26 protein-coding genes are annotated in these 26,223 nt (G+C 58.3%); 14 read left to right on the top strand and 12 right to left on the bottom strand.

Translation table 11 applies throughout. The annotated features are described in order from the left end of the window. The first annotated feature begins 117 nt into the window (after positions 1–117). Together hrpA and JL015_RS02665 are read left to right on the top strand one after the other, a co-directional pair. Positions 118–4,029 (top strand): ATP-dependent RNA helicase HrpA, encoded by a 3,912-nt coding sequence (gene hrpA / locus JL015_RS02670; protein ID WP_201017314.1) that lies wholly within the window; start codon positions 118–120, stop codon positions 4,027–4,029. Between the two features lie 320 nt (positions 4,030–4,349). Then, on the top strand, positions 4,350–5,471 hold the full coding sequence (locus JL015_RS02665; protein WP_201017313.1) for a beta-ketoacyl-ACP synthase III: 1,122 nt from the start codon (positions 4,350–4,352) through the stop codon (positions 5,469–5,471). Positions 5,472–5,746: 275 nt separating this feature from the next. On the opposite strand, the gene JL015_RS02660 is transcribed toward JL015_RS02665, so the two are convergent. Further along, positions 5,747–7,012: a putative porin gene (locus JL015_RS02660; RefSeq protein ID WP_201000054.1), complete on the bottom strand. Its 1,266-nt coding sequence runs from the start codon at positions 7,010–7,012 to the stop codon at positions 5,747–5,749. 271 nt (positions 7,013–7,283) lie between these two features. Here JL015_RS02660 and JL015_RS02655 point away from each other — a divergent pair, with 271 nt between their 5' ends. Next, positions 7,284–8,411 carry a GNAT family N-acetyltransferase gene (locus JL015_RS02655; RefSeq protein ID WP_201017312.1) on the top strand — a complete coding sequence of 376 codons (1,128 nt, stop codon included), beginning with the start codon at positions 7,284–7,286 and terminating at the stop codon, positions 8,409–8,411. A 42-nt stretch (positions 8,412–8,453) separates the two neighbouring features. Here JL015_RS02655 and JL015_RS02650 read toward each other — a convergent pair whose 3' ends face one another. The 4 genes from JL015_RS02650 to JL015_RS02635 form a co-directional block, all read right to left on the bottom strand. Continuing rightward, entirely contained in the window at positions 8,454–10,286 is a 1,833-nt protein-coding gene (locus JL015_RS02650) for an ABC transporter ATP-binding protein (protein WP_201017311.1), read from the bottom strand. Positions 10,287–10,395: 109 nt separating this feature from the next. After that, positions 10,396–10,965 carry a peptidylprolyl isomerase gene (locus tag JL015_RS02645; RefSeq protein WP_201000051.1) on the bottom strand — a complete coding sequence of 190 codons (570 nt, stop codon included), beginning with the start codon at positions 10,963–10,965 and terminating at the stop codon, positions 10,396–10,398. A 118-nt stretch (positions 10,966–11,083) separates the two neighbouring features. After that, positions 11,084–11,872, bottom strand: a complete 789-nt coding sequence (locus JL015_RS02640; protein ID WP_201000050.1) for an alpha/beta fold hydrolase — start codon at positions 11,870–11,872, stop codon at positions 11,084–11,086. 14 nt (positions 11,873–11,886) lie between these two features. Beyond that, the gene (locus JL015_RS02635) at positions 11,887–12,810 is read right to left on the bottom strand and encodes a LysR family transcriptional regulator (RefSeq protein WP_201017310.1); all 924 of its coding nucleotides are present in this window, start codon (positions 12,808–12,810) and stop codon (positions 11,887–11,889) included. 64 nt (positions 12,811–12,874) lie between these two features. Here JL015_RS02635 and JL015_RS02630 point away from each other — a divergent pair, with 64 nt between their 5' ends. The 3 genes from JL015_RS02630 (at position 12,875) to JL015_RS02620 (ending at position 14,961) form a co-directional block, all read left to right on the top strand. Then, entirely contained in the window at positions 12,875–13,189 is a 315-nt protein-coding gene (locus JL015_RS02630; protein ID WP_201017309.1) for a 3-phosphoglycerate kinase, read from the top strand. A 139-nt stretch (positions 13,190–13,328) separates the two neighbouring features. Continuing rightward, positions 13,329–13,928, top strand: coding sequence for an FMN-dependent NADH-azoreductase (locus JL015_RS02625; protein ID WP_201017308.1), 600 nt, complete (start codon positions 13,329–13,331; stop codon positions 13,926–13,928). Positions 13,929–14,091: 163 nt separating this feature from the next. Beyond that, positions 14,092–14,961 (top strand): carboxylate/amino acid/amine transporter, encoded by an 870-nt coding sequence (locus JL015_RS02620; protein ID WP_201017307.1) that lies wholly within the window; start codon positions 14,092–14,094, stop codon positions 14,959–14,961. 62 nt (positions 14,962–15,023) lie between these two features. Here JL015_RS02620 and JL015_RS02615 read toward each other — a convergent pair whose 3' ends face one another. Next, the gene (locus JL015_RS02615; protein WP_201017306.1) at positions 15,024–15,167 is read right to left on the bottom strand and encodes a DUF2256 domain-containing protein; all 144 of its coding nucleotides are present in this window, start codon (positions 15,165–15,167) and stop codon (positions 15,024–15,026) included. Positions 15,168–15,294: 127 nt separating this feature from the next. On the opposite strand from JL015_RS02615, the gene JL015_RS02610 reads away from it, so the two are divergent. Continuing rightward, entirely contained in the window at positions 15,295–15,747 is a 453-nt protein-coding gene (locus JL015_RS02610; RefSeq protein WP_201017305.1) for a MarR family winged helix-turn-helix transcriptional regulator, read from the top strand. A gap of 7 nt (positions 15,748–15,754) precedes the next feature. Here JL015_RS02610 and JL015_RS02605 read toward each other — a convergent pair whose 3' ends face one another. Beyond that, positions 15,755–17,152, bottom strand: a complete 1,398-nt coding sequence (locus tag JL015_RS02605; RefSeq protein WP_201017304.1) for an MATE family efflux transporter — start codon at positions 17,150–17,152, stop codon at positions 15,755–15,757. 304 nt (positions 17,153–17,456) lie between these two features. On the opposite strand from JL015_RS02605, the gene JL015_RS02600 reads away from it, so the two are divergent. After that, positions 17,457–18,797, top strand: coding sequence for a DEAD/DEAH box helicase (locus tag JL015_RS02600; protein WP_198727428.1), 1,341 nt, complete (start codon positions 17,457–17,459; stop codon positions 18,795–18,797). Positions 18,798–18,980: 183 nt separating this feature from the next. Continuing rightward, entirely contained in the window at positions 18,981–19,370 is a 390-nt protein-coding gene (locus JL015_RS02595; protein WP_201017303.1) for a transcriptional regulator, read from the top strand. A 7-nt stretch (positions 19,371–19,377) separates the two neighbouring features. Here JL015_RS02595 and JL015_RS02590 read toward each other — a convergent pair whose 3' ends face one another. The 4 genes from JL015_RS02590 to JL015_RS02575 form a co-directional block, all read right to left on the bottom strand. Further along, positions 19,378–20,244: a DUF6279 family lipoprotein gene (locus JL015_RS02590; protein ID WP_201017302.1), complete on the bottom strand. Its 867-nt coding sequence runs from the start codon at positions 20,242–20,244 to the stop codon at positions 19,378–19,380. A gap of 107 nt (positions 20,245–20,351) precedes the next feature. Beyond that, on the bottom strand, positions 20,352–21,080 hold the full coding sequence (locus JL015_RS02585; protein WP_201000039.1) for a TorF family putative porin: 729 nt from the start codon (positions 21,078–21,080) through the stop codon (positions 20,352–20,354). A gap of 147 nt (positions 21,081–21,227) precedes the next feature. Then, positions 21,228–21,743, bottom strand: a complete 516-nt coding sequence (locus JL015_RS02580; RefSeq protein ID WP_201000038.1) for a hypothetical protein — start codon at positions 21,741–21,743, stop codon at positions 21,228–21,230. Positions 21,744–21,897: 154 nt separating this feature from the next. Then, positions 21,898–22,086, bottom strand: coding sequence for a hypothetical protein (locus JL015_RS02575; RefSeq protein WP_025261417.1), 189 nt, complete (start codon positions 22,084–22,086; stop codon positions 21,898–21,900). 347 nt (positions 22,087–22,433) lie between these two features. Here JL015_RS02575 and JL015_RS02570 point away from each other — a divergent pair, with 347 nt between their 5' ends. Together JL015_RS02570 and JL015_RS02565 are read left to right on the top strand one after the other, a co-directional pair. Further along, positions 22,434–23,270, top strand: coding sequence for a CvfB family protein (locus JL015_RS02570; RefSeq protein ID WP_201017301.1), 837 nt, complete (start codon positions 22,434–22,436; stop codon positions 23,268–23,270). A 14-nt stretch (positions 23,271–23,284) separates the two neighbouring features. After that, on the top strand, positions 23,285–23,686 hold the full coding sequence (locus JL015_RS02565) for a DUF2177 family protein (protein WP_201000036.1): 402 nt from the start codon (positions 23,285–23,287) through the stop codon (positions 23,684–23,686). Positions 23,687–23,691: 5 nt separating this feature from the next. Here JL015_RS02565 and JL015_RS02560 read toward each other — a convergent pair whose 3' ends face one another. Further along, complete coding sequence (locus JL015_RS02560) at positions 23,692–24,072, bottom strand: hypothetical protein (protein WP_201000035.1); 381 nt, start codon at positions 24,070–24,072, stop codon at positions 23,692–23,694. Between the two features lie 220 nt (positions 24,073–24,292). On the opposite strand from JL015_RS02560, the gene JL015_RS02555 reads away from it, so the two are divergent. The 3 genes from JL015_RS02555 to def all read left to right on the top strand — a co-directional run bounded on the left by JL015_RS02555 (position 24,293) and on the right by def (position 26,223). Then, positions 24,293–24,484, top strand: a complete 192-nt coding sequence (locus tag JL015_RS02555; RefSeq protein WP_025261413.1) for a CsbD family protein — start codon at positions 24,293–24,295, stop codon at positions 24,482–24,484. 189 nt (positions 24,485–24,673) lie between these two features. Then, positions 24,674–25,636, top strand: a complete 963-nt coding sequence (locus JL015_RS02550) for a YihY/virulence factor BrkB family protein (protein ID WP_025261412.1) — start codon at positions 24,674–24,676, stop codon at positions 25,634–25,636. Between the two features lie 47 nt (positions 25,637–25,683). Then, entirely contained in the window at positions 25,684–26,223 is a 540-nt protein-coding gene (gene def / locus JL015_RS02545) for a peptide deformylase (protein WP_201000033.1), read from the top strand.

Raw genomic sequence — 26,223 nt, 5'->3', positions numbered from 1 at the left:
TGCTTTCGCGAATGAATGCGCTCCTGTGGCAGGAGCGAATTCATTCGCGAAAAGCATCCCTCCTGCAAATCTGCGACAATCCGCGCCCCGCATCTGCAAAAAGACCCTGCGCGCCTGATGACCGAAGAATCTCCCTCCGTCGACCAACTGCTGAAAAACCTCGATCACGCGATGATCAGCGATCGCCATCGTTTGCGTCGTCAACTGCATGAGCTGCGCAAGAAGCCTGACGAAGCGAAGCTGGCGCAGTGGGTGGAGAAGGTGCAGGCGTCTTTTGCTCAGGTGACTTCGCGGCGCGATAGCGTGCCGGTGATCCGTTATGACGAAAACCTGCCGATTGCCGCCAAGCGCGATGAAATCAAGGAAGCGCTGCTCAAGCATCAGGTGCTGATCATTGCCGGTGAGACCGGTTCGGGCAAAACCACCCAGTTGCCCAAGATCTGCCTGGAAATCGGTCGCGGCCAGCACGGTCTGATCGGCCATACCCAGCCCCGCCGTATCGCGGCGCGCAGCGTTGCCAGCCGGGTTGCGGAAGAACTGGCCACGCCCTTGGGCGCACTGGTCGGTTATCAGGTGCGCTTCGAGGATCAAAGCGACAGCAATACCCTCATCAAGCTGATGACCGACGGCATCCTGCTGGCTGAAACCCAGCATGACCGCTTTCTGGAACGCTACGACACCATCATCGTCGACGAAGCCCACGAACGCAGCCTGAACATCGACTTCCTGCTGGGCTATCTGAAAACCCTGCTGCCGCGTCGCCCGGACCTCAAGGTGATCATCACCTCCGCCACCATCGACCTGCAGCGTTTCTCCGAGCACTTCGACAAGGCGCCCATCGTCGAAGTGTCCGGTCGCACCTTCCCGGTGGAAACCTGGTATCGCCCTCTGACCAGCGAACAGGACGAAGAAGGCAATAGCGTCGAAGAGGACCTGACAGTCGATCAGGCGATTCTGGCCACACTGGATGAGCTGGCGGCTTTCGAGCGCAGCGAACGCAAGAGCCCCGGTGATGTGCTGGTGTTTCTGCCCGGCGAGCGAGAGATCCGTGACGCGGCGGAAGTGCTGCGCAAGGCTCAACTCAAGCACACGGAAATTCTGCCGTTGTATGCGCGGCTGTCGCCCGCCGAACAGCAGCGGATTTTCCAGTCGCACCCTGGGCGGCGCGTGGTGCTGGCGACCAACGTCGCCGAGACTTCCCTGACAGTGCCGGGCATTCGTTATGTGATTGATACCGGTACTGCGCGCATCAGCCGCTACAGCTATCGGGCGAAGGTCCAGCGCCTGCCCATCGAAGCGATTTCCCAGGCCAGTGCCAACCAGCGTAAAGGGCGCTGTGGCCGGGTCGAGCCCGGGTTGTGCGTGCGTCTTTACAGCGAAGAGGATTTCAACGGGCGTCCTGAATTCACGGACCCGGAGATTCTGCGCACCAACCTGGCGGCGGTCATCCTGCAGATGCTGCATCTGCGTCTGGGTGAAATCACGGCATTCCCGTTTATCGAGCCGCCGGACGGCAAGGCCATCAGTGACGGCTTCAACCTGTTGCAGGAGCTGTCCGCCGTCAATCGCGAAAACCAGCTCACGCCGCTGGGCCGCCAGTTGGCGCGGCTACCGGTCGACCCGCGCATGGGCCGCATGCTGCTTGAAGCGGCGAAGCAGGGCAGCCTTCAGGAAGTCTTGATCGTCGCCAGCGCCATGTCGGTGCAGGATGTGCGCGAACGTCCGCCCGAGCGCCAGCAGGCTGCCGATCAGGCTCATGCGCAATGGAAGGATGCCGACTCGGACTTTGCCGGTCTGGTCAATCTGTGGCGCGGTTTCGAGGAGCAGCGCCAGGCGTTGACGGCCAGCCCGTTGCGCAACTGGTGCCGCCGCAACTTCCTCAATTACCTTCGGCTGCGCGAGTGGCGCGATTCCCATCGGCAATTGAGCCTGATCTGCCGTGACTTGCAGTTGGCGATCAACAAGGAACCTGCCGACTATCCCAAATTCCACAAGGCGATTCTCTCCGGCCTGCTGAGCCAGATCGGCCAGAAGGCGGAAGAGGGCGATTACCTGGGCGCGCGGCAGCGGCGCTTCTGGATTCATCCATCGTCGGGGCTAGGCAAGAAGCGCCCGCAATGGCTGATGACCGCCGAACTGGTGGAAACCACCAAGCTCTATGCGCGCATGGTCGCCAAAATCGATGCCGACTGGATCGAGCCGCTGGCCGGGCATCTGGTCAAGAAAAACCATTTCGAGCCGCACTGGGAGAAAAAGCGCGGTCAGGTGGTGGCTTTCGAGCAGATCACCCTGTTCGGGCTGATCGTTGTCGGTCGTCGTCCGGTGCATTACGGCCCGGTCGATCCGGTTGTTTCCCGTGAACTGTTTATCCGCGAAGGGCTGGTGCGTGGCGATATTCAGTCCCGCGCCAAGTGCCTGAGCGCCAACACTCGCCTGCTGGAGCAACTGGACGAGCTGGAAGCCAAGGCCCGCCGTCGCGACATTCTGGCCGACGAAGACACGCTCTACAGTTTCTACGAGGCGCGGATTCCGGCCGAGATTCACCAGACCGCAACCTTTGACAGTTGGTACAAGGTCAATAGCCAGAAAAATCCGCAACTGTTGATCATGCGAGAAGAGGACGTCCTGGCCCGCGAAGCCAGTGAAGTGACGGCCGCGCAGTACCCCGACACCTTGCGCCTGGGTGAGCTGAGCCTGGCACTGACTTACCACTTCGAGCCGAACCATCCCCGTGACGGTGTCACCCTGCGCGTACCGGCGCCGCTGTTGCTGTCCTTGCCGGTCGAGCGTCTGGAATGGCTGGTGCCGGGCTTGCTGGAAACCAAGTGCATTGCGCTGGTTCGCAACCTGCCCAAAGCCATCCGCAAGAACTTCGTGCCGGTGCCGGACTTCGTGAAGGCGGCCTTGCAGCGCATCACCTTTGGCGAAGGCTCTTTGCCTCAGGCATTGGGGCGTGAACTGCTGCGCATGACCGGCGCAAGAGTGGCGGACGAAGCCTGGGCCGAAGCGGCTCAGCAGCTTGAAAACCACTTGAAAATGAATCTGGAAATCCTCGACGGCAGCGGCAAGTTCCTTGGCGAGGGGCGTGATCTGGCCGAGCTGACGGCGCGTTTTGCCGAGGCCAGCCAGGCAGCACTGGCAGTGCCGCAAAGCGCGAAAAGTCAGCAGCCGGTGGAGGCCAAGGTATTTGCCCCGGTGGCTCAGAAGACTCAGCAAAACATTGCCGGCCTGTCGATGACGGTGTATCCGGCTCTGGTGGAAGAGGCGGGCACGGTCAAGGAAGGGCGCTTCTCGACCCAGGCCGAGGCTGAGTATCAACATCGCCGGGCCTTGCAGCGCTTGCTCTTGCAGCAATTGGCAGAGCCGGCCAAGTTCCTGCGCAGCAAGCTGCCGGGGCAAACCGAGCTGGCCTTGTTGCATCGCGAGCTTGGGCGTATCGATGCGCTGGTGGAAGACATTCTGCTGGCGAGCCTCGACACGTGCATCCTGGAAGGCGAAGCGGAGCTGCCCCGTGACGGCGCAGGTCTGCTGTCGCTGGCCGAGCGCAAGCGTGGCAACTGGACCGAGCATGCAGAGCGTCTGGCAAAGCTGACCCTGGAGATTCTCAAGCTCTGGCACGGCCTGCAAAAGCGCTTCAAGGGCAAGATCGACCTGTCCCAGGCTGTGGCGTTGAACGACATCAAGTCCCAGTTGGGGCAACTGGTCTATCCGGGCTTCGTGCGCGAAACCCCTGCCCAGTGGCTCAAGGAACTGCCGCGTTATCTGAAGGCTATCGAGATCCGTCTGGAAAAACTGCCGGGTCAGGTACAGAAGGATCGGGTCTGGAGTATCGAACTGTCCGGCCTGTGGGCGCAATACCAGGCCCGCGCCTCCAAACATGCCCAGGAAGGCAAGCGCGATCAGGAACTGGTGGTCTACCGCTGGTGGCTGGAAGAATATCGCGTGTCTCTGTTCGCGCAGCAACTGGGCACCCGAATGCCCGTATCGGACAAGCGTCTGAGCAAGCAGTGGAGTCAGGTGGAAGCCTGAGAACACGATTCCTGTACAAACCGTAGGACCGGATTTATCCGGGAAGGCATTCTCTCTGCCGATGAAGAGGCTCTGGAAGTACAGACCTCTTCCCGGATAAATCCGGTCCCACACAGACTGCATACCGTTCCCGGTCGCCTGACTAGCGCCAAACCCCCGCCGTTATGGCACACTTCGCGCCTTGCCTTGAAGTGTGCCTCGGGGTGTTGTCTTGCCCCAGCAGGCGGTTTTTACATGCGTATTGGTACGCTGGTTCCAATAAGTTGTTGGCCGCCACTTACCGTACTACTACCAGCAACATTCATAAGAGAGGAACGACCGTGCACAACGTCGTCATCAGCGGCACAGGCCTGTACACCCCGGCCAACAGCATCTCAAACGAAGAGCTGGTGCAGTCTTTCAATACCTATGTCGCCCAATTCAATAGCGAGAACGCAGCCGCCATCGAGCGTGGTGAAGTCGAGGCGCTGAGCGAGTCCAGTGCAGCCTTCATCGAAAAGGCCTCGGGTATCAAGAGCCGTTTTGTGATGGACAAGCAAGGCATCCTCGATCCGCAGCGCATGAAGCCGAATCTGCCGGAGCGCTCCAATGACGAGTGGTCGATTCTCTGCCAGATGGGCGTGGCCGCTGCCGAGCAAGCCTTGCAGCGCGCAGGCAAGACTGCAGCCGATATCGATGGCGTGATCGTCGCCTGTTCCAATCTGCAACGCGCTTACCCGGCCATTTCCATCGAAATCCAGTCAGCCCTCGGTGTGCAGGGCTATGGCTTCGACATGAACGTTGCCTGTTCTTCGGCCACTTTTGGCATTCAGGCCGCCTGCAACAGCGTGCAGTTGGGTCAGGCCCGTGCGTTGCTGGTCATCAGCCCGGAAATCTGTACGGCACATTTGAATTTCCGTGACCGCGACAGCCACTTCATTTTTGGCGACGGTGCTACTGCCGTGGTTGTCGAGCGTGCCGATCTGGCTACGTCTGCGCATCAGTTTGATATCGTCAGCACCAAACTGCTGACCACCTTCTCCAACAACATCCGCAACAACTTCGGTTTTCTCAATCGGGCTTCGGATGAAGGTGAAGGTGCGCCGGACAAGCTGTTCGTCCAGGAAGGCCGCAAGGTATTCCGCGATGTCTGCCCGATGGTGGCGGAACTGGTGGGTACTCATTTGAATGAAAACGGTTTGAATGCCAGTGACGTGCAGCGTTTCTGGCTGCATCAGGCGAACCTGAGCATGAACCACCTGATCGTCAAGAAACTGCTCGGGCGCGAAGCCAGCATCGAAGAGGCACCGGTCATTCTCGATACCTATGCCAACACCAGTTCTGCGGGTTCAGTGATTGCCTTTCATTCCTATCAGGACGACTTGCCCAAAGGCGCGCTGGGCGTGCTCAGTTCGTTCGGGGCGGGTTATTCGATTGGCAGCGTGATCCTGCGCAAGCGCTGATCACGGACTTGAAGGGCTACAGAGCCTGAAAAGAAAGACAGGCTGACATTGGCAGATCGACGGATGATGGGGATCGATATGCCAAGGCCAGCCTGTAAAAAACGAGAGCGTGTAGCTATTTACGAAACGTCGGCGAGCGGTGATCAGGCAAGGCGAAAACAGGCGAGGAACGGTCGGAGTCGCGCTCGACTTTACTGCTGTAAATGAGCATTCCGATCGGACTCGCGCACGAGCCTGTTTTCAACGCCGCATGATCGACGCGCAGCCAGTTTGCGTTAGAACTTGGCTTCTACGTCCAGCTGCAGAGTATTCACATCTGCATCACGTGGGCTGGTTGAAGTAGCGTAGTCGGCTTTGGTCAGGAAGTAGGTTGCGCCGACAGAGAAATTCTTGTCGATTTCGTAACCAACTTTGAGCTTGTGGCCGCGTGAACCTGTAGTGCCGTTGGCGAAGTCCGAGTCAGTGAAGGCACCGACCACAGCGTTACGCTGAGTGTCGCGGTAGTTGTAGTCGAGGTTGAAGCCGAACACCTTGGTCTTCACGCCAGTCAGCCAGGCAGTGTCCTGATCGTCAGTGCTGTCATTGTTGACGACGTACTGTCCATACAGAGCCAGCGGCAAGGCCAGGCCGCTGATGTCGATCTGGCCGAAACCTTCATACAGACGGAACTGGTTGGTGGTGTTGCCGTTGACGCGCAGGGCAGCACTGTCCTTGTCGTTACGGAAACCGTAGAGGCTGCCGCCGAGGGTGACTTTCAGGTCATCGGTCGGTGCGAAGCGTGCGCCCAACTGGCCGGCGTACATGGTCAGGTCGTGACGGAACTGGGTGCCGTCGCCGTCGATGTTGTCCTTGAGGGTGTAGTGACCGGCGCTGCCGAACAGTTCGGTCTTGCCGCCCAGCGGCAGTTTGTAGGTGGCCGCCAGACCTTCCGGGTTGATGTCGCTATCCCAGATGACGTCGCCCATGCTGACCCATGGCTGGTTCATCTTGCCGCCGATCACGTGCAGATCCTTGACCGCAGTCGGGGCGTAGTCGATGTAGCCCAGATCCAGCCACAGATCCTTCTTGACGAAGTAGCCGTCCAGATCCTGGTTGGTGGAGCGTGCATCGCTGCTGCCGCCGGTGGCGATACGGATACCGGTGCTCACCTGAGGGTTGATTTCGGTGTAGGCACCCAGACGGGCACGGATACGCTGGCGATCTTTGTCCTGAGCGTTGGTCTGGCCGTCGATGTTGATGGTTTCCTGACGAACGCGCACGTCACCCTTGAATTGGGTCTTGGTGGCCCAGGCGATCTTTTTCTCGAACTCGGCTTGAGAGGCGGACTTGCTCTGCTGGATATCTGCCAACGCTTGTTTCTGAGCCTGCTGGTCTTTTGCCAGTTCGGTCTGCAACTCAGCGTATTGGGCCTGATTGATCGAGCCGTTGGCCCGCAGCATGTCCAGCAGTTTAGCGTCGACTGCGGCGTTGGCGGAAACACTCATGGCCAATGCCAGGCTGCCGGAAAGGGCGGCTGCAGTACGTGTAGAAACAAGACGCATGTCAATCTCCATAACTGAATAGCGGATGGCGAAAACCATCCTTGTAAAAACCACCCAACAGGCAGGGCGCGGTGAGGGTTAGTACCCTCTGTTCTAAAAACAGGCGCCAGTATTGCGACTGGTTATTTCAGTAAGGTGGCAATACGATGGCATGTTGGTGACGATTAAAAGTCGTAAACATGCGAGCTAGAGCCTTCGCAGCAACAATTCGTGAACATTGCGTTTCGATGGGGGATACTGCTGCGTCCTTCGATCAGTCTGGAAAGCCTGCATGTCCTTACCAACCGCCAGCCTCAGTGATGTTGTGCCTGCGCACTGGGATGCGCTGGTTCCCGATGGCCAGCCTTTCCTTCGTCACGCCTTTCTCAGTGCCCTGGAAGACAGCGGCAGCCTCGGGCCTCGTTCGGGCTGGAAGGCCGAGCATTTGCTTCATTACGAGAACGGCGAACTGATTGCTGCATTGCCCGCTTACCGTAAATGGCATTCCTACGGCGAATACGTCTTTGATCACGGCTGGGCTGATGCCTGTCGGCGTGCGGGCATCGCTTACTACCCCAAACTGCTTGCGGCTGTGCCGTTCAGCCCGGTGAGTGGGGCGCGGGTCCTGGCGCAAACGCCAGAGGCCGGTCTGCAATTACTCGCGGGGTTGCCGGGCTATCTGCAAGGCGAAGGCTTGTCGAGCGCCCATGTGAACTTCACCGACCCTGCTGCCGATGCCCTGCTGAGCGCTCAGCCGGGCTGGTTGCAGCGCTATGGCTGCCAGTTCCATTGGCATAACCGTGGCTATCGGGACTTTCAGGACTTTCTCGATGCCTTGAGTTCGCGCAAACGCAAGCAGATGCGCAAGGAGCGTGAGCAGGTCGCGGGGCAGGGGATCGAGTTCGAGTGGCTTGAAGGGGCGCAGATGAGCGAGGTGCTGTGGGACTTCGTTTATGCCTGCTATTCCAATACCTATGAAGTACGCGGGCAGGCGCCGTACCTGACGCGAGAATTCTTCAGCCTGCTGGCCGAACGCATGCCCGAGGCGATTCGTGTGGTGCTGGCCCGTCAGGGCCATCGTCCGGTGGCCATGGCGTTCAGCCTTACCGGTGGCGACAGTTTCTATGGCCGTTACTGGGGATGCCTGGCGGAATTCGACCGCCTGCATTTCGAGACCTGTTTCTATCAGGGCATGGATTACGCCATCGAAAAGGGGCTACAGCGTTTCGATGCGGGAGCGCAGGGAGAGCACAAGCTGATTCGTGGCTTCGAGCCACAGATCACCCATTCCTGGCACTACCTGCTGCATCCGGGATTGAAGGACGCCGTGAGTGACTTCCTGGAGCAGGAGCGGGTCGGCATCCTGGCTTACGCCGAGGATGCGCGAGGGGCTTTGCCGTATCGGCAGTCAGGCGTGTAGGAGCGAATTTATTCGCGAATGAATTCGCTCCTACAGGTTGTCTCAATCAACCCCTACAAACCCGCCGGTCTGATGCTGCCACAAGCGTGCATACAACCCGCCACGGGCCAGCAGTTCGGCGTGGGTGCCGGTTTCGGCTATCTGGCCTTTCTCCAGAACCACCAGACGATCCATGCGGGCGATGGTCGAGAGGCGGTGGGCGATGGCGATGACGGTCTTGCCTTGCATCAGGGTTTCCAGGCTTTCCTGAATCGCGGCTTCGACTTCCGAGTCCAGCGCTGATGTGGCTTCGTCCATGATCAGGATCGGCGCGTCCTTGAGCAGAACCCGCGTAATCGCGATGCGCTGCCGCTGACCACCGGACAGTTTCACGCCACGCTCCCCGACATGGGCATCGAAACCGGTGCGGCCTTCGGAGTCGGACAGCAGCGGGATGAACTCTTCGGCGCTGGCTTTGTGTACGGCATCCCACAGTTGCTCGTCGGTTGCGCCTGGATTGCCATACAGCAGGTTGTCGCGGATCGAACGGTGCAACAGCGACGTGTCCTGGGTGATCATGCCGATCTGTGCCCGCAGACTTTCCTGAGTAACGTCAGAGATATCCTGGCCATCGATCAGAATCTGGCCTGCCTGTACGTCGTACATGCGCAGCAACAGGTTGACCAGTGTCGACTTGCCCGCGCCGGAAGGGCCGATCAGGCCGATTTTCTCCCCCGGCCGGATATCCAGGTTGAGGTTGTGAATGATGCCGTTGCCATTGCCGTAGTGGAAATCCACACCCTCGAACTTCACGCCGCCCTTGGCGATCTTCAACTGTGGTGCGGCAGGCTTGTCGTTGACTGTGACCGGCTGCGAGATGCTTTCCAGACCGTCCTGCACAGTGCCGATGTTCTCGAAAATGCCGTTGACCACCCACATGATCCAGCCGGACATGTTGACGATACGAATCACCAGCCCCGTTGCCAGGGCGATGGCGCCCATCGAGATCAGCGACTGGGTCCAGAGCCACAGGGCAAGGCCGGTGGTGGACACGATCAGCAGACCGTTCATGGTGGTGATGACCGTATCCATGGCGGTGACCACGCGAGCGGCCAGTTGGGTCTTGTGGGTGTGCTCGCTGATGGCTTCGCGGGCGTATTGCTCCTCGAAGTTGGTGTGGGCGAACAGTTTGAGGGTAGTGATGTTGGTGTAGCCATCGACGATCCGCCCCATGAGTTTGGAGCGCGCATCCGAGGACACCACCGAGCGCTCCTTGACCCTTGGCACGAAGTAGGCAAGCGACAGAATGTAGGCGGCGATCCAGAGCATCAGTGGAATCATCAGGCGCCAGTCCGCCTCGGCGAACAGCACCAGCGAGCTGATGGCGTAGATCAGCACATGCCACAAGGCATCCACGGCCTGCACGGCTGAGTCGCGAAGGGAGTTGCCGGTCTGCATGATGCGTTGGGCGATGCGCCCGGCGAAATCGTTCTGGAAGAAGTTGATGCTCTGCTTGAGCACGTAACTGTGGTTCTGCCAGCGAATCATGTTGGTCATGCCGGGGCTGATGGTCTGATGCACCAGCAGGTCATGCAGGCCGACGAAGACCGGACGCAGCAGCAGGGTCACGATCACCATCCAGATCAGCTCGTTGCCATGGACAGTGAAGAAGTCCTTGGCCGGCGTTGTCTGGGCAAGGTCGATGATGCGGCTCAGGTAACTGAACAGCGCCACTTCGATCAGCGCGCCGATCAGCCCGACGACCAGCAGCGCGGAGAAAACAGGCCATACCTGGCGCAGGTAATAGACGTAGAACGCTAGAACGGTGTTGGGCGGGGAGGCGGTAGGTGCGTCTCGGAAGGTATCGATCAGCTTTTCAAAACGACGATAAAGCATTGGCAATGATACCCACGCAATGTGGGTTCTCCTCGATGATTGGAGGCTCTCCCTGACAGAGCGCATGAGCCCGGTGTTGAGTGCCGGGCTGCATGCACCTGAGTTCCCTTTACTCGACGCGCTTGGCCGACTTGATCAGGATCGGGTCGATTGGCACGTTCTGCATGCCTTTCTGGTTGCTGGTCTGGGCATTGACGATCTGGTCCACCACGTCCATGCCCTTGACCACTTTGCCGAACACCGCATAACCGTAGTCGCGCACACCGTTGTCGAGCATGGCGTTGTCATTGGTGTTGATGAAGAACTGGCTGGTCGCAGAGTTCACGCTAGAGGTGCGGGCCATGGAAATGGTACCGCGCACGTTATGCAGGCCATTCTGTGCTTCGTTCTTGATCGGGTCCTTGGTGGGCTTCTGCACCAGATACTGGGTAAAACCGCCGCCCTGGACCATGAAACCCGGGATCACACGATGAAAAATGGTGTTGTTGTAGAAACCGCTGTCGACATAACCCAGGAAGTTCTGAGTGCTGATGGGCGCCTTGTCGTTAGCGAGTTCAAGTTCAATCTCGCCGAAGCTGGTGTTGAGCACCACATGAGTGGCCTTGGCCGGAGGCTGGGCCGCCATCAGGTTGGCTGCGAACAGCACGGAGCAGGCGGCGAGGGCGATTTTTTTCAGCATGGGGCAGAGAGTCCTTCAGTGAATATGTCGACTGTGGCTGGCAAGGTAACCACGTTTGGCTTTTTTTGCCCAGTGGGATCGACACCCGAAACCCCGCATGTGAACCGCTTGTGGTTTTTCAGACCTGCGTTGACGCGATGAATTCCAGAACGGTCCGGTTGAATTGCTCGGGCTGGTCCAGCGGCGTGGCGTGTCTGGAGTCCTTGATGACCACCAGTCGGGCGTTGGGTAGCCGTTTGACGTAGGCTTCCTTGAGCGCTACCGGCGTGTAGTCGCGGTCAGCGCTGATAATCAGCGTCGGGCAGGTAATCCTCGACAGCTTTTTCTCCACGCCCCAGCCGACAATCGCATCGAAACTGGCCAGGTAAGCGCGCTTGTCATTCTTGCTCCAGCGCTCTGCCATTTTCTGGCGCAGTTCGGCCTGCTCCGGTTTGGGGAACAACAGCTTGCCCAGCGCATGGCCCAGGGTGTTCATGCTCACCACCCGCGACAGCGTCCAGCGCCTGATCAATTGCAGGAGGTCGCTGAAGCTTTGGACCTTGACCTGTGGCGCACTGTTGACGATGCACAGGCTCTTGAGCAGGTGTGGTTGATCGACGGCTATCTGAAAACCGATCATCCCGCCCATGGACAGGCCGATGACATGCACCGGCCCCAGATGCAGATGCTCGATCAGGGCTTCGACATCGGCGCTGAAGCCCTTGATGCTGTAACGCTCATGGGGCTTGTCCGAGCGGCCGTGGCCTCGGGCATCCATGACGATGACCCGATAGTGTTCGGCCAGTGCCGGAATCTGGTATTCCCAGTCCTGGCAACTGGAGCCCAGGCCGTGCAGCAGTAATACCGGTTCGCCCTGGCCGTATTCCTCGTAATGCAGCGAACAGCCGTCATGCTCGAAAAAAGTCATTGGGTCCTTCCCCGTCAGGCTTGTTGAGGCGCCGCGAATGCCGCTGTCAGTGGCGCCGTGTCGAACGTTCGGATCAAGTCAATCAGGATCTGTGTCGCCGGCCCCAACGGCTTGTCTTTACTTGAGTAAAGATAGAACGACGGATTGCGACTGCCACCCTTGTCCAGCGGAAGTATCTTGAGCACGCCGTCCTTGAGTTCCCGTTCGATCATGTGTCGTGGCAACCAGGCAAAGCCCAGGCCGCTGCTGACAAAGGTGGTCGCCGTGCCGAGGCTGCCGACCGTCCAGCGCTGTTCGGCGCCGAGCCAGCCGACGTCACGCGGCTGTTGCCTGCCTGAGTCGCGGATCACTACTTGCAACTGGCTTTCCAGGTCCTGGAACGTCAATTCGCGATTGGCCAGATGCAAGGGATGCTCGGGATGGGCAACTGCCGTGAACTCCACAGTGCTCATTTCCGTGCCCAGATAACCGGGAATGCTGAAGCCGCTGATCGCCAGGTCGGCCACGCCTTCAAGCAGCACTTCCTCGACGCCTGACAACACTTCTTCGCGTAACCGCACCCGACAGCCACGGCTTTGCGGCATAAAGGCGGTCAAGGCGCGTACCAGTCGCGCGGTGGGGTAGGCCGCATCGACCACCAGACGCACCTCAGCCTCCCAACCCTGCTCCATGTGATGAGCCAGATCTTCCAGTTGGCTGGCTTGCTTGACCAGTTGTCGCGAACGACGCAGAAGCACGCCTCCAGCCTCGGTCAATACAGCCTTGCGCCCATCAATGCGCAACAGCGGCACACCGAGCTGATCCTGCATCCGCGCAACGGTGTAACTCACTGACGACTGTGAGCGGTGCAGGGCCTCGGCTGCCTGGGCAAAACCACCGTGATCGACAACGGCCTGCAAAGTGCGCCATTGATCGAGGGTCACGCGAGGGGCTTTCATTCTGTTATTCCTCTTTCTATCCCTATTGTCCTACTCTGACAGTCCTTTCTCTGGAGACTGTCGGATGAACAGATTGTGCTGCGCATTGCTGGCGATGTTGCCCTTGAGTGCTTTTGCCTACCCCATCGAGGTGGAGAAGCAGTATCAGGGCGTTCAGATCGACTACAACAGCCACGACACCTACCACGACACCGGCTCCATCACCGTGAACAACTACGGCAGTGTCGATGCCAAGTGCTCGGTGCTGTTTCGCAACGGTCCCGAGGCGCCACGCACTCGTCGTGTTCAGGTGGCCGCCGGGAAAAGCGTCGATGTCTCGTCCAAGTTCAATCGCAGCATTATCAAGCTGCGGATCACGCTCAGTTGTGAGCCTGCATAGGCCTGAGAGTAGAGCGCTCTGCGGGATAAGACAAATTATTCGATATATAGAACCAGGTTTTTGCGCTTTTTTATCGATAGGTTCACGTTTAGCCTTCTCTCCATCGACTCAACACATTCTTGGATGGAGATCACAGGTCATGTCCCGCGTACTCATTATCGAAAGCAGCGCTCGTCAACAGGATTCGGTTTCCCGTCAACTGACCCAGCAATTCATCAGTCAGTGGAAAAATTCGCACCCTGGCGATGAAATCACTGTGCGTGACCTGGCCATCGATCCTGTTCCTCACCTGGACGCAACCCTGCTTGGCGGCTGGATGAAGCCTGCCGAGCAGCGTACTGCCATCGAGCAAGCCGCGCTGGAGCGTTCCAACCTGCTGACCGATGAACTGATCGCGGCCGACGTGCTGGTCCTGGCGGCACCGATGTACAACTTCACCATCCCCAGCACCCTCAAGGCCTGGTTCGATCATGTGCTGCGTGCCGGCGTGACCTTCAAATACGGCGAAACCGGCCCCCAAGGCTTGCTGACCGACAAACGCGCTTTCGTGCTGACCGCCCGCGGCGGCATCTATGCCGGCAGCAACAATGATCATCAGGAACCCTACCTGCGCCAGGTACTGGGTTTCGTAGGGATTCACGATGTCAGCTTTATCCATGCCGAAGGCTTGAACATGGGCGGTGAATTCAGTGAGAAAGGCCTGAATCAGGCGATTGCCAGGCTCGCTGAAGTGGCCTGATTGAAGACTGTGTAGGAGCGAATTCATTCGCGAGACGTCATTGAAAACGACATACCCCTGTCTGACTCAACTGAACTCTCGCGGATGAATCCGCTCCTACAGAATCGCTAGACACCCAAACCACCAACCCGCTATGTTCGCGACCTTCAAAAAAGGGGCGCTCATGGGCTATCTACTTATCGTTACGCTGATCCAGGCGTTTTCCTTCAGCCTGATCGGTGTCTATCTGGCGGGCCATGTCGACAGCTACCTCGCCGTGCTGATTCGCGTGGTGCTGGCGGGGCTGGTATTCATTCCGCTGACCCACTGGCGAAAGGTCGAGCCGCGTTTCATGCGCGGGATGCTGCTGATCGGTGCTTTGCAGTTCGGCATTACCTATGTCTGTCTCTATCTGAGCTTCCGTGTCCTGACAGTGCCGGAAGTGCTGCTGTTCACCATCCTCACTCCCTTGCATGTGACCCTGATCGAAGACGCCCTCAACCGGCGTTTCAACCCATGGGCCTTGCTGGCTGCCGTGGTCGCGGTGCTGGGGGCGGGCGTGATTCGCTACGACGGGCTGGACGGCGACTTCCTTGGCGGTTTCCTGCTGCTGCAACTGGCCAACTTCACCTACGCCGCCGGGCAGGTGCTCTACAAACATCTGGTGGCGCGCCACCCGAGCGACCTGCCGCATTATCGGCGTTTCGGCTACTTCTACCTCGGCGCGCTGGCCGTGGTCCTGCCAGCCTTCCTGATGTTCGGCAACCCGCAGAATGTTCCCACCGACGTCCAGCAATGGAGCGTGTTGCTGTTCCTGGGCCTGTGCTCCACTGCATTGGGCATGTACTGGTGGAACAAAGGGGCATGCCTCGTTTCGGGGTCAACCCTGGCCGTATTCAATGTGCTGCATGTGCCAGTCGGCCTGTTGGTAAACCTGTTGATCTGGAACCAGCACGAGTCCCTGAGCCGCCTGTTCATTGGGGGCGCGCTGATCGTGGTGTCACTCTGGATCAGCCGGTTGGGTGCCAGGCCTTTGCTGGTGAGGGGGCAGTAGGGCTAATGCTGATCAATTAAGGCATACCTGTCACTTGTGGGAGGGGCCTTGGCCGCGACGACTCAATGACAGGCAACACGTTTATGTCGCCGACAACGCTCCGAGCAGTAACGCACCTCATCCCAGCAGCGCGCCCATTTCTTGCGCCAGGTGAAAGGCAGTTCGCAAGTCGCACAGGTTTTGACTGGCAGCTCACTTTTTTTCAAATCGGTTTCTCCGCGCAGTGAGGCCTGGTTTCTGAAAACGAACATTATCGTTCAAGTTGCTATTGGTGGTGGAGCTCTCGACCTCGCTATACTCCGGCAGGTCCCACATCAATAGAGCGTTTCAAAAATGGCTGTTCAACCGCCCGTGCGCTGCTACGCGACGGCAATGCGCAAGGCCTCAAGGCGGCTGACTCAGCTTTATGATGATGCTCTGGCTCCTTCGGGGCTTCGCTCGACCCAGTTTGCGATTCTTGCAGAGCTGGTTCCTCGGGCCAAATCACCTCCTACCTTGCAGGAACTGGCCGATGCGCTGGTTCTGGATCGTTCCTCGCTGGGTCACAACCTCAAACCCCTTGAGCGCGATGGGCTCGTTGCGCAGCAAACCAGCCTTGCCGATCGCCGACGTCGCCTGATCATCGCGACGGCGGAAGGGGAAAAGGCATTTCATGACGCCCGGATCTTGTGGCGACAGGCTCAGGAGCGGTTTCTCAAGACTTTCGGTGAGGACGCGGCGGGTGAGCTGTGCAAGGCATTGCTCAGCATTGCCTACGACGAACGCCTGGTGCTCACCGAAGAGTGATGAGCGCTCAAGGCGCTCGAATGACCCCTTTGAGCATCGCGAAGTAACTGACCAGAGCATATGCCACCAGTGAAAAAGCCGTGGCAATGGCAATGTTTGATAGCTGGGGCTCCAGATACAAAGCGGCCAGCCAGCTCAGCGACGTGGCCAAAAGCATGCGAGTGGTAATCGCAATGAAGGGCGCGCCTGCGTGGCCAGCCCCTTGGGCAGCGAACCCGAAGACGAAGCCGAACCCGAGTGCGCCATAGAATGGCGCAACAATGTGCAGGTAGTTTTTCGCAGGCTCCAGCACGGCCGGGTCGGTGCTGAAAAACTGCAGCCACAGCATCGGGAAGACTGCGACTATCACGCCAATGACCCCGACAAAGGCAGTACCGACAAGTATCCCGATCCAGGCAATCTGTCTGGCCCGATCAGTTTCGCCAGCACCTATGTTGACGCCCACCATCGTCAATACCGCAGCCGATAAGCCGAACAGCAGTGGAATCATCACGTAATCCAAGCGCGAAGCAATCCCGAAGGCGGCCAGCGCGTCCGTACCCGCCAGCCCGACTGCGCCGGTGATCAGGATGACAATCAGGTTGGTCATTACAGTGCTGAGTGCAGCGGGCAGGCCGACTTTCAATATTTCCCTGATCAGGCGCCACTCGAACGAGACTTTCCGGAGGGTGAGGTTCGTCTTGCCGGACATCATGTAGCGCACAAGGAAAAACGCGGCGGCCACGTAGTAGATGGCGAAGGCCGTACCGGCGCCCGCGATTCCCATTGCCGGGACTGGACCAAACCCGAAGATCAGCGCCGGGGAAGCCGGGATCAGAATGATTGCGCCTATGAGCGTGATGAGCGCGGGGATCTTTACGTTTCCCGAGCCACGAAGCGATGCGGTGATCATGTTGACGATCCACATGGGCACCGCGCCCAGAAACAGATAGTTGGAATACTTCAGGGCCGCATCCAGAGCTTCGCTGCGCCCGCCCATTGCGTGGTAGAGAAAAGGCCCCAGCAGGAGCGCGGCCACTGTAAATGCCAGGCCGATGAAAACCGCGAGAATGATGGAGTGCATCAGCAGTGAATCGGCATCGTGTTCGTTTCTCGCTCCAACGGCACGGGCTACCGCCGAGGCTACGCCGCTGCCGATTCCGCCGCCGGACATCGTCACCATGAGCATGTAGAACGGAAATACCAGAGCGACACCTGCCAATGCAGCCGTTCCCAAAAGCCCTACGTAATAGGCTTCGGCCATGGTCACGGCGGTCTGTGCCAGCAGTACGGCGACCGTTGGCCAGGCGAGCAGCAGTAACGTCGAAAGAATCGGCCCGGTCAGCAGTCTCTCACGGGCAGAGTTGATGGGGCGCGATGCTGTAGCTGCGGGTTGCTGAGCAACCACCGGGGGGAGTTTTGACATGGCAGATCCGGTATCAGTGCAAGGGCATCAGCGGCAAGGCAAGCGTCACTGGTTTAATGGGTATATGCCCATAATATGACCATTTTTCAGGCTGGGGGCAATCGTCCGGTGCTGATCGACTGTCATGCATGCCCACCGGTTATCCAGTGATGCCCTCCGATTCGCACATTCCGGCCTCGTAGAGCGCGGCTAAATGCCCGGTCGAGCAACAAAATCCACCCACAGTGGTAAAGAAACTCGGCCCCGGCGCTCGAAACCGTTACGCTATGCAGCTGTATTTTTGTATTTCGTCGAGGTAGTACCCGTGTTTTCCGAATTCGCCCTGCACGAACGCCTGCTTAAAGCTGTGGCCGAGCTTAAATTTGTCGAGCCTACGCCTGTGCAGGCCGCCGCTATTCCGCTGGCATTGCAAGGGCGTGACCTGCGGGTGACTGCACAAACCGGTAGCGGCAAGACGGCTGCTTTCGTGTTGCCGATCCTCAATCGCCTGATCGGTCCGGCTCGGGTGCGTGTGGATATCCGCGCCGTGATCCTGCTGCCGACCCGCGAACTGGCTCAGCAGACCCTCAAGGAAGTCGAGCGTTTCTCGCAGTTCACCTTCATCAAGGCTGGCCTGATCACCGGTGGCGAAGATTTCAAGGTCCAGGCCGCAATGCTGCGCAAGGTGCCGGATATCCTGATCGGTACGCCGGGTCGTCTGCTGGAGCACCTCAACGCCGGCAACCTGGATCTCAAGCTGGTTGAAGTGCTGGTTCTCGACGAAGCCGACCGCATGCTGGACATGGGCTTCTCCGAAGACGTCGAGCGTCTGGCGGGCGAATGTGCCGACCGCCAGCAGACCATGCTGTTCTCGGCCACCACCGGTGGTTCGGGTCTGCGGGACATGATCCGCAAGGTGCTGAAAGACCCACAGCACCTGCAGCTCAATAACGTCAGCGAGCTGGCCAGCGGTACTCGTCAGCAGATCATCACCGCTGACCACAATGTCCACAAAGAGCAGATTCTCAACTGGCTGCTGGCCAACGAGACCTACCAGAAAGCCATTGTGTTCACCAACACCAAGGCAATGGCCGATCGTCTGTACGGGCGTCTGGTCGCTCAGGAATACAAGGCGTTCGTGCTGCACGGCGACAAGGACCAGAAGGACCGCAAGGCGGCCATCGACCGTCTGAAACAGGGCGGCGCCAAGATACTGGTGGCCACTGATGTGGCGGCGCGCGGGCTGGATGTGGATGGCCTGGATCTGGTCATCAACTTCGACATGCCACGTAGCGGCGATGATTACGTTCACCGCGTAGGCCGTACCGGGCGTGCGGGCAGTGAAGGTCTGGCGGTTTCGCTGATCTGCCACGGCGACTGGAACCTGATGTCCAGCATCGAGCGCTACCTCAAGCAAAGCTTCGAGCGTCGCACCGTCAAGGAAGTCAAAGGCACCTACGGCGGACCGAAGAAGGTCAAGGCGTCGGGCAAGGCTGTCGGCACCAAGAAGAAAAAGACTGATACCAAGGGCGACAAGAAAAAGGTTGCCGCCAAGGGGCCGACCAAGCGCAAGAGCGTCAATCGTCCCAAGTCTGATTCGCTGGTAAGCAAGGACGGCATGGCGCCGTTGAAGAAACGCAGCACACCGGCACCTGCGGCTGAGTAATCTGCCACTCGCGACTGAAGTCGCTCCCACACACAGCCTGTGGGAGCGACTTCAGTCACGAACGATCTCCCTCCGTCTCCCCGGCTGAACGGCCACCCTCGCAACAGGTCACAACCTCTGAGTAGCAAGCCCGTGGCCGGACGTCATGGGCTATTCATCCATGCTGGACGGAGGTTTTACAAAATGGCTTACAACTGGGACCTTATCGAACGTCTGCTCCATGAAGTACAGAACAGCGCTGGCGAGTCCTTTGCTCCGCGCAAATATGCCGAGGATCATGCGGCAGCCAAGGCTGCTGAAGGCGAGTCTGTGGGTAATCTGGATCACTTGAAGACCGAAGCTGCCGATCTGGAAGCGCTATTGCTCAAGCACAACTACATCGAACCGCGTCCCGAAGAGGAAGGCGGCACGGGCTCGAACTTTGTCCTGACCGCTCGCGGGTCGAGCCTGCTGGCGATGATCGACAGCAGCATTCCGGGCAACGATCATCCGCGGCAGGTGCTGGATGATCAGGCCGATGCACTCGACCCTTCGACATTCGATGAGGTCGCGTCCAAGGCGCAAGTGGCCTGAGCCCCCGTCATGCCTTTTGTGAGGCCTTCAGGCAATCCAGATCCGCGAAGTCCTCACGCATGTCTGCGATTCTGGCCAACAGGCGTTTTCGCTGCTCGGGTGTGCTCTGGGCGATCACGTCCACGAGCAGCGAAATCGCGGCATGCTCGGCCTTGTTGTAGTTCTGGCGGTATTCAGGCGTCCAGAAGGTTTCGCGATTCTGCAGCAGGGCGGCAATGCGCTGCGGGAAGTCGCTGGCCTGACGTTGCTGCACCGTAGCCAGGAACAGGTTCTGCCAGCGGGTGCGGTTTTCTATCCAGGCACGGTTCTGTTCGCCCAGTGAGGCCGACCAGGTTTGAACCCGCGCTTTCTGTGCTGTGCTCAACTGGCCCAGCCAGGGCGTGAGGCGTTTTTCCATGCGCTCGGAGCGTTCGGCGATCTGCTTGTCCAGCGGCTCGTTGAGGAGTTTGTTTTCCTGTTTGCGCTTGTCCTTGGCGAATGCGTTCTGCATCTCCTGAACCTGCTTGTCATCGAAGCGGGCCAGCAATTCGACGGCCGAGGGCGTGATCTGGCGGGAGATTTTCGCGATGGCTTCCTTGGCTTCTTCAGTACGCGCTTCCAGCTCTGCCTGGGTGACCTGATCGTTTTTAACCATGTCTTCCAGGCGATTGAACCAGGTCAGGTAGTCGGGCAGTTGTGTACTGCAATGCCAGCTCAAGTGCTGTTTGAGACGTTCGTCGAGCCAGTTCTTTTGCGTACGACTCATGTCCAGATAGTCGTTGAGCGTCCAGGGAATGATCACGTCAAGGTTGCGATACGCCAGACCCACCTGGCTGCATGCAACAAGCAACGGCACGGCCATCAATAGCTTAATGAAGGCTTTGAAACAATGCATGACAGCTCCTCGACGCATTGAGTGACTTGTAGAGGAGTGTAGGAGCTGGCAGTTCAACTTACTTGAGGCGTTGCACGAAAACCGGTTACCTGAAGTGTCATGCAAGCCTAGAAGAACGAGCGTACGGCCTTGATCGTGAACATCCCTTCGCACCGGGAATTATGGCCGCTGTAGACGCTGCAATCGGAGCCGCTGAGGCTCGATCCGCTGTAAATCAGGTTCATGTCGATCCCCAGCCATGGTCGTGACAGCTTCAATGACCAGTCGTTGAAACCGCTGATCAATGAACCGTCATCGCCGGCCTGCGGCGTGTCGAACTGGTGATTAGCGTATTGCATGCGAACGCCCAGGCCCAGTTGCTCAATGGCGCCAAGGTCGATGAAAACAGTGCTGTTGCGGATGCCGACATCATTGCTGAATGCCGCGCCAACCCGGCTGTTGAGCACGCGCAGCCCGGCATAGAACTCATGGCTGTCGATCTGGCTGGTGTCGGGATAGCTGTAGCGAATCATCCCCAGTTCGTAACCCAGGGTGTTGTCGAAGGGTTTCTTGAAACCCATGTAGGAGTCGACTTCAAGTGTCGTGTCTTCGGTAAAGCCCATGTTCGGCGACCATTGACCGATGTAAAAGCCGCTTTCATGGGTCAGGTCCAGCCCGCCGTGGAAGGAGCCGGAGTTGCCGTTGGGTGTCACCAGCCCCTGAGCCATGCTGCGTGTGGGCGTGGTCGCCAGTTTGAGGTCGAAGTCGCCCAAATCCCGTTCCAGAACCTGGGCGTAAACCTGCTGGCACAACAGCAACGTGCTGAGAGACAGCATCTGTAATCGAAGATTGAGCATGGCTCACTCCTTAAGCGTGTCGAGGAGTGTGGTCACAATGGCGTATCGAAAACGGCGCAGGGGCCCGACACAAGCCGCGAGCTAGAGCCTCGCAAGCATACCGATGAAATGCCGGGGATGCGGACCGTTCGTCGATCCGCAGGAGCTTCAGTTGCTGGCTGTTGTCTCGGTGGGCGTAATGATCAGCCCGCGAATCACCACCAGAGCCTGCTCGAACGAGGGGTAGCCGCTCTTGGCCACGTCGAGTTCGGCGTATTCGGTGCGATAGCGTTCGGACTTTTGCGGGTCGCTCATGCTCAGTTGCTGGGAGAGCAGGGCGATGGCCAGAGGGTGCCGGTATTTGTCGGCTGCAGTCTGCAACAGATCGATGATCCGCTTCTGCTCGGCCTGCTCGCGAATCAGCAATACCGCCTGATAGAACTCGGCTTCACCGGATGCATCGTCGATGGCGGCGCGTCGCAGCATGGCCTCGGCCAGTTCGTAGTTTTCGCGGTCAGCTTCGCTGATCAGCAGTTTGGCCTGAAGCATATCGTGCTGATACAGCAGATGGCCTGCACGGCAAGGGCTGTCAGTGAGGGGATTTTCATTGGGGCCGTTTTCGCAATGCTGCGATGCACAACCACCCAGGTAGATCAGAGCGCCGAAAAGCATCCAGTTCTTCATTCAAGCATTCCGCAAAGCAAAAGGGGTCTGCTACCAGAGCGTTTTCCTGCTCTTGGTTTGGAGATAATGAAGGAGATTAGCAGTGAGACGGGAGATGTAGCTAGCGCCCTGCATTGATCAGGGCGCATAGAAACCGCAAAGCAGTCGGGGAGAATTACTTCTTGCCGAGGTTGATGTGCTTGGACGGGGTAAAAGTCTGGCCGCTCACGCCTTTGGCGATTTGCTGGATTTCGCCGCCGGACTTAAGGAAAGCTGCGATCTGGGCGTTGATCGAATCGCTCGTTTCAACGGCTGGAGCTGGCTTTGCTTTGGTGTGGGATGCCTTGATACGCATGACTGCCATAACCTTCATAAACTTCGTACGGCCAGCCATCGTACAGGAAATGAAGGGTCTCTGCTGGCTTAATAAGACGCGCAGCCAAATGAGCGGCCCGTGAGCAGTGAAGGTGAAGGCCCGGCATGACACCCTTAACTCTCTGTTTTAAATGGGAAGTCATCATTGATGGCGGCTGGTTTTGTCTGTGGATGTTCTGCCCGGAAAACTGACGAGCGGGAGCTGGTCAGTAATGCCTGCACATCCCGGGCATCTGTTCGCCAGCACGCTGCCCGCCGCGAGGGCCGGTGATCTGCCGCGCGAATGCCGACGTAAAGTCGGGTAGAATGCCGCCTACGTAATGAGGGTATCTGCAAATGGCGTTAATCGGGCGTTACAACAGCTTGCAAGTGGTCAAGCACACTAACTTCGGTCTGTATCTGGACGGTGCTCAGGATGGTGAAATCCTGCTGCCCAACCGGTATATCCCCAAGGATATTCCTACTGAAGATGAAGACTGGATCAACGTTTTCATCTATCTGGACAGCGAAGACAAGCTGATCGCCACCACTGAAAAACCCAAGGTTCAAGTGGGTGAGTTCGCCAGCCTGAAGGTGGTCGAGGTCAACAGCATCGGCGTGTTCCTGGACTGGGGGCTGCCCAAGGATCTGCTGCTGCCGTACTCCGAAGAGAAGCGCACGTTGCAGGCAGGTGATTATTGCGTGGTGCATGTCTATCTGGACAAACACTCGCGCCGCATCACCGCCACTGCGCGCCTGGATCGCTATCTGGACAAGACGCCTGCCAATTACAGCGTGGGTCAGGAAGTCGACCTGCTGGTTGCCGAAGCCACCGACATGGGCTTCAAGGCGATTATCAACAACAAGCATTGGGGCTTGATCCACAAGAACGAAGTATTCAAGTTCCTGCGTCCCGGCAAGCAGGAAAAAGGCTTCATCAAGGAAATTCGTGCTGATGGCAACATCAGCCTGAGCCTGCAACCGGTCGGCGCCGAAGCGGCCGGTAGCCTGAACTCCAAGATTCTCGCCAGATTGCGTGAGAACAATGGCGTTTTGCCGGTCAGCGACAAGAGCGATCCACAGGTCATCAGTGGCCTGTTCGGCGTCAGTAAAGGGAACTTCAAGAAGGCTATCGGTGCCTTGTATAAACAGGGTCAGATTGTGATTCATCCTGACCGTATCGAACTGACCTGATACCGGGTGCGCCCATGAAAAAAGTCCTTACAGCCTACTTCAGTACGCTTCTGGCTTTTCTGATCCTGGATGGTATCTGGCTGGGATTGCTCATGGGCTCGACCTATCGGGACTGGCTCGGGCCGCTGATGCTCGCCGCGCCGCTGTTGGGGCCGGCGGTCGTGTTCTATCTGCTGTACGCGGCGGGGCTGGTGATATTCGGCGTACTGCCCGCGCTCAAGGCGCAACGCCTTGGGCATGCAACCCTGTATAGCGGGCTGCTGGGGCTGATTGCCTACGGCACTTACGACCTGACGAACTGGGCGACCTTGCAGGGTTGGCCTGCGCAGTTGGCGCTGGTCGATCTGGCCTGGGGCACCGTTGTCTCGGCCCTGGCCGGGACGGCGGGGTATCTGGCGACACGCCGCCTTGCCTGAACCCCTTACTTCTGCACAAAACCCGCAAAGCTGAGGTTGCTGCCCTTGGGGCGCATGTCCTTGAGGAACGAATCCTTGTCGGCGCTCAACTCAAGGCTGACGGTCGGCTTGCGCTTGCCGGCATTGCGCACTTCCAGGCCTTCGATGTGATCACGCATGAAGACGGTGGTCACCTTCAGGTGCAGCAATTGGTCGGTTGCCGGAGTGTGCAGCAGCAGATGCAGCCATTCGTACTGGCCGACTTGCAGGCGTGCCACGGGCAGATCGAACCACCAGATATTGCGCTTGGTATCCAGGATGGCGAAGTGGGTGTTGTTGACGCCCAGCACTGCGCCGCCCAGATCCTGGTTCCTGCGTGCGATGGCCAGCTTTTTATCGAGTTTCATAACGTTCCTGTGAATCGGTTTGTTCAGTGTGCCGGGCACAGACTGACTGCGACGCGCATTCTCGCACAAACACCGGAAATAAGACCTGCCCATAAGCTGACGAACGGAAGGCTTTGGCGGGAAAATAATTGAAACTCTGCGCGACGGCCCCCGGTCAATTTTCTTGTCGAGGTTACGACATTTGATTTCAGAACGGTCTTCAAGACCCGGGAGAAACGTCATGAGCAGTACTGGCGACAAAATCAAAGGCAAAGCTAATGAAGTGGCTGGTAACGTCAAGCAAGGCATCGGCAAGGCGACCGACAACAACCGGTTGAAGGCCGAAGGCAAGGCGCAGGAACTCAAGGGCGAAGCCCAGCAAGCCAAAGGTAAAACCAAGGAAGTACTGAAAAAGGGTGTAGACAAGGCGTAGCCCTGAAGGAGAACGGATAAAGGTCATCGCCTAGGTGGCCTTTATCCATCATGGCCTTGAAACCTTTTACAACTCGCCCAGTCCATTTGACGCCAGTGCAATGCTACTGGCATATGGGCAGCCGCATAATCGCAGCGTTTGTCGGTCGGGCGATGTAATGTATTCGGGTTTTTAGCGCAAGGAGACGCCATGATCTTTCCTCACATGCGTCAGTTGCCACTGGGCAAAGTGATGGTTCGTACCGTCACTGAGTTTCTCGATGACGAGATGTCTACCTACGCATCGGCACTGGCCTACCAGATGCTGTTTTCGCTGTTTCCGTTCCTGTTGTTTCTGATTGCCCTGATCGGTTTCCTGCACCTGCCGGACTTCTTCTCCTGGCTGCGTCTTCAGTCTGAGCTGGTTCTGCCACCTCAGGCGCTGGAGCAGGTCAACCCGGTAATCGATCAGTTGCAACAATCCAAGGGCGGCTTGCTGTCCATCGGTATCGTTGTTGCGTTATGGACTGCGTCGGCAGGCGTGCGCCTGATGATGAGCGCCATGAACGCGGCCTACGACGTCGTTGAAGGGCGGCCTATCTGGAAGCGTTTTCCGTTATCGATCCTCTACACCGTGGGCATCGCTGGCATGTTGCTGGCTGCTGCAGGGTTCATGGTGGTCGGCCCGCAGGTCATGAGCTGGTTCGCTTCGCAGATCGGCATGGAGGAATTCATCGTCACGCTCTGGACCGTCCTGCGCTGGCCGATGATCATCCTGCTGCTGATGATTGCCGTGGCCTTGATCTATTACGTCATGCCTGACGTGAAGCAGGAATTCCGCTTCATCACTCCCGGTTCCGTACTGGCCGTGGTGGTGTGGATCATCGCGTCGCTGGGCTTTGGCTTCTACGTCAAGACTTTTGCCGACTACAACGCCATGTACGGCAGCATCGGCGCGATCATTGTGCTGTTGCTGTATTTCTACATATCGGCGGCGGTACTGCTGCTCGGTGCCGAGATGAATGCCGTGATCGAGCACATGTCCCAAGAGGGCAAGGATGCCGGAGAGAAAGAGGCCGGCGACAATGGCGTACACTCAACCACCAAGCAGCATGTTTCCGGGCTGGGGCGCGATCATTCGGTGCATGGCACATTAAAGGCTGACGAATCCTGAGCCAGAGTGCCAGAATCGCTTTTTCGTTCAAGGGACCGACACTCACCATGATCCGCAACATTCTGAAGATGGGCGACGAGCGCTTGTTGCGCATTGCGCCGCCTGTGCCCCGTGAGATGTTTGGCAGCAGCGAACTCAAGACGCTGATTGCCGATATGTTCGAGACCATGAAAAGTGTCGGCGGCGTTGGCCTCGCTGCGCCGCAGATCGGTGTCGATCTGCAACTGGTGATATTCGGTTTCGAGCGCAGTGAGCGCTATCCCCATGCCGAAGCGGTGCCGCAGACCATCCTGCTCAACCCGCTGATCACGCCACTGAGCCCAACCCTTGAAGCGGGCTGGGAAGGTTGTCTGTCGGTGCCGGGCCTGCGTGGCATGGTCGATCGCTACGAAAGCATTCGCTATGAAGGTTTTGACCCCGACGGCCAGCCGATCCAGCGCATCGCCCAGGGTTTTCATGCGCGGGTGGTGCAGCATGAATGCGATCACCTGATCGGTCGGTTGTACCCTTCGCGCATCACCGACTTCAGCAAGTTCGGCTTTATCGAGGTCATGTTCCCGGACATGGACCCCAACGCCGACGACTGA

The sequence above is a fragment of the Pseudomonas cichorii genome, from assembly GCF_015471405.1.
In the GTDB taxonomy this organism is placed as follows: Bacteria; Pseudomonadota; Gammaproteobacteria; order Pseudomonadales; family Pseudomonadaceae; genus Aquipseudomonas; species Aquipseudomonas serbiensis.
Note: the sequence above shows the minus strand (reverse complement) of the source record. Positions and strands in the feature narration are given on the sequence as shown.

Excerpts from the sequence above, each read along its gene's own strand:
- JL015_RS02635 (WP_201017310.1), bottom strand. The coding sequence starts at position 12,810 with ATGAAAGCCCCTCGCGTGACCCTCGATCAATGGCGCACTTTGCAGGCC.
- JL015_RS02660 (WP_201000054.1), bottom strand. The coding sequence starts at position 7,012 with ATGCGTCTTGTTTCTACACGTACTGCAGCCGCCCTTTCCGGCAGCCTG.
- def (WP_201000033.1), top strand. The coding sequence starts at position 25,684 with ATGATCCGCAACATTCTGAAGATGGGCGACGAGCGCTTGTTGCGCATT.
- JL015_RS02640 (WP_201000050.1), bottom strand. The coding sequence starts at position 11,872 with ATGACTTTTTTCGAGCATGACGGCTGTTCGCTGCATTACGAGGAATAC.
- JL015_RS02550 (WP_025261412.1), top strand. The coding sequence starts at position 24,674 with ATGATCTTTCCTCACATGCGTCAGTTGCCACTGGGCAAAGTGATGGTT.
- JL015_RS02580 (WP_201000038.1), bottom strand. The coding sequence starts at position 21,743 with ATGAAGAACTGGATGCTTTTCGGCGCTCTGATCTACCTGGGTGGTTGT.
- JL015_RS02625 (WP_201017308.1), top strand. The coding sequence starts at position 13,329 with ATGTCCCGCGTACTCATTATCGAAAGCAGCGCTCGTCAACAGGATTCG.
- JL015_RS02590 (WP_201017302.1), bottom strand. The coding sequence starts at position 20,244 with ATGCATTGTTTCAAAGCCTTCATTAAGCTATTGATGGCCGTGCCGTTG.
- JL015_RS02605 (WP_201017304.1), bottom strand. The coding sequence starts at position 17,152 with ATGTCAAAACTCCCCCCGGTGGTTGCTCAGCAACCCGCAGCTACAGCA.
- hrpA (WP_201017314.1), top strand. The coding sequence starts at position 118 with ATGACCGAAGAATCTCCCTCCGTCGACCAACTGCTGAAAAACCTCGAT.
- JL015_RS02645 (WP_201000051.1), bottom strand. The coding sequence starts at position 10,965 with ATGCTGAAAAAAATCGCCCTCGCCGCCTGCTCCGTGCTGTTCGCAGCC.
- JL015_RS02555 (WP_025261413.1), top strand. The coding sequence starts at position 24,293 with ATGAGCAGTACTGGCGACAAAATCAAAGGCAAAGCTAATGAAGTGGCT.
- JL015_RS02560 (WP_201000035.1), bottom strand. The coding sequence starts at position 24,072 with ATGAAACTCGATAAAAAGCTGGCCATCGCACGCAGGAACCAGGATCTG.
- JL015_RS02620 (WP_201017307.1), top strand. The coding sequence starts at position 14,092 with ATGGGCTATCTACTTATCGTTACGCTGATCCAGGCGTTTTCCTTCAGC.
- JL015_RS02630 (WP_201017309.1), top strand. The coding sequence starts at position 12,875 with ATGAACAGATTGTGCTGCGCATTGCTGGCGATGTTGCCCTTGAGTGCT.
- JL015_RS02650 (WP_201017311.1), bottom strand. The coding sequence starts at position 10,286 with ATGCTTTATCGTCGTTTTGAAAAGCTGATCGATACCTTCCGAGACGCA.
- JL015_RS02565 (WP_201000036.1), top strand. The coding sequence starts at position 23,285 with ATGAAAAAAGTCCTTACAGCCTACTTCAGTACGCTTCTGGCTTTTCTG.
- JL015_RS02610 (WP_201017305.1), top strand. The coding sequence starts at position 15,295 with ATGGCTGTTCAACCGCCCGTGCGCTGCTACGCGACGGCAATGCGCAAG.
- JL015_RS02575 (WP_025261417.1), bottom strand. The coding sequence starts at position 22,086 with ATGGCAGTCATGCGTATCAAGGCATCCCACACCAAAGCAAAGCCAGCT.
- JL015_RS02570 (WP_201017301.1), top strand. The coding sequence starts at position 22,434 with ATGGCGTTAATCGGGCGTTACAACAGCTTGCAAGTGGTCAAGCACACT.
- JL015_RS02595 (WP_201017303.1), top strand. The coding sequence starts at position 18,981 with ATGGCTTACAACTGGGACCTTATCGAACGTCTGCTCCATGAAGTACAG.
- JL015_RS02655 (WP_201017312.1), top strand. The coding sequence starts at position 7,284 with ATGTCCTTACCAACCGCCAGCCTCAGTGATGTTGTGCCTGCGCACTGG.
- JL015_RS02585 (WP_201000039.1), bottom strand. The coding sequence starts at position 21,080 with ATGCTCAATCTTCGATTACAGATGCTGTCTCTCAGCACGTTGCTGTTG.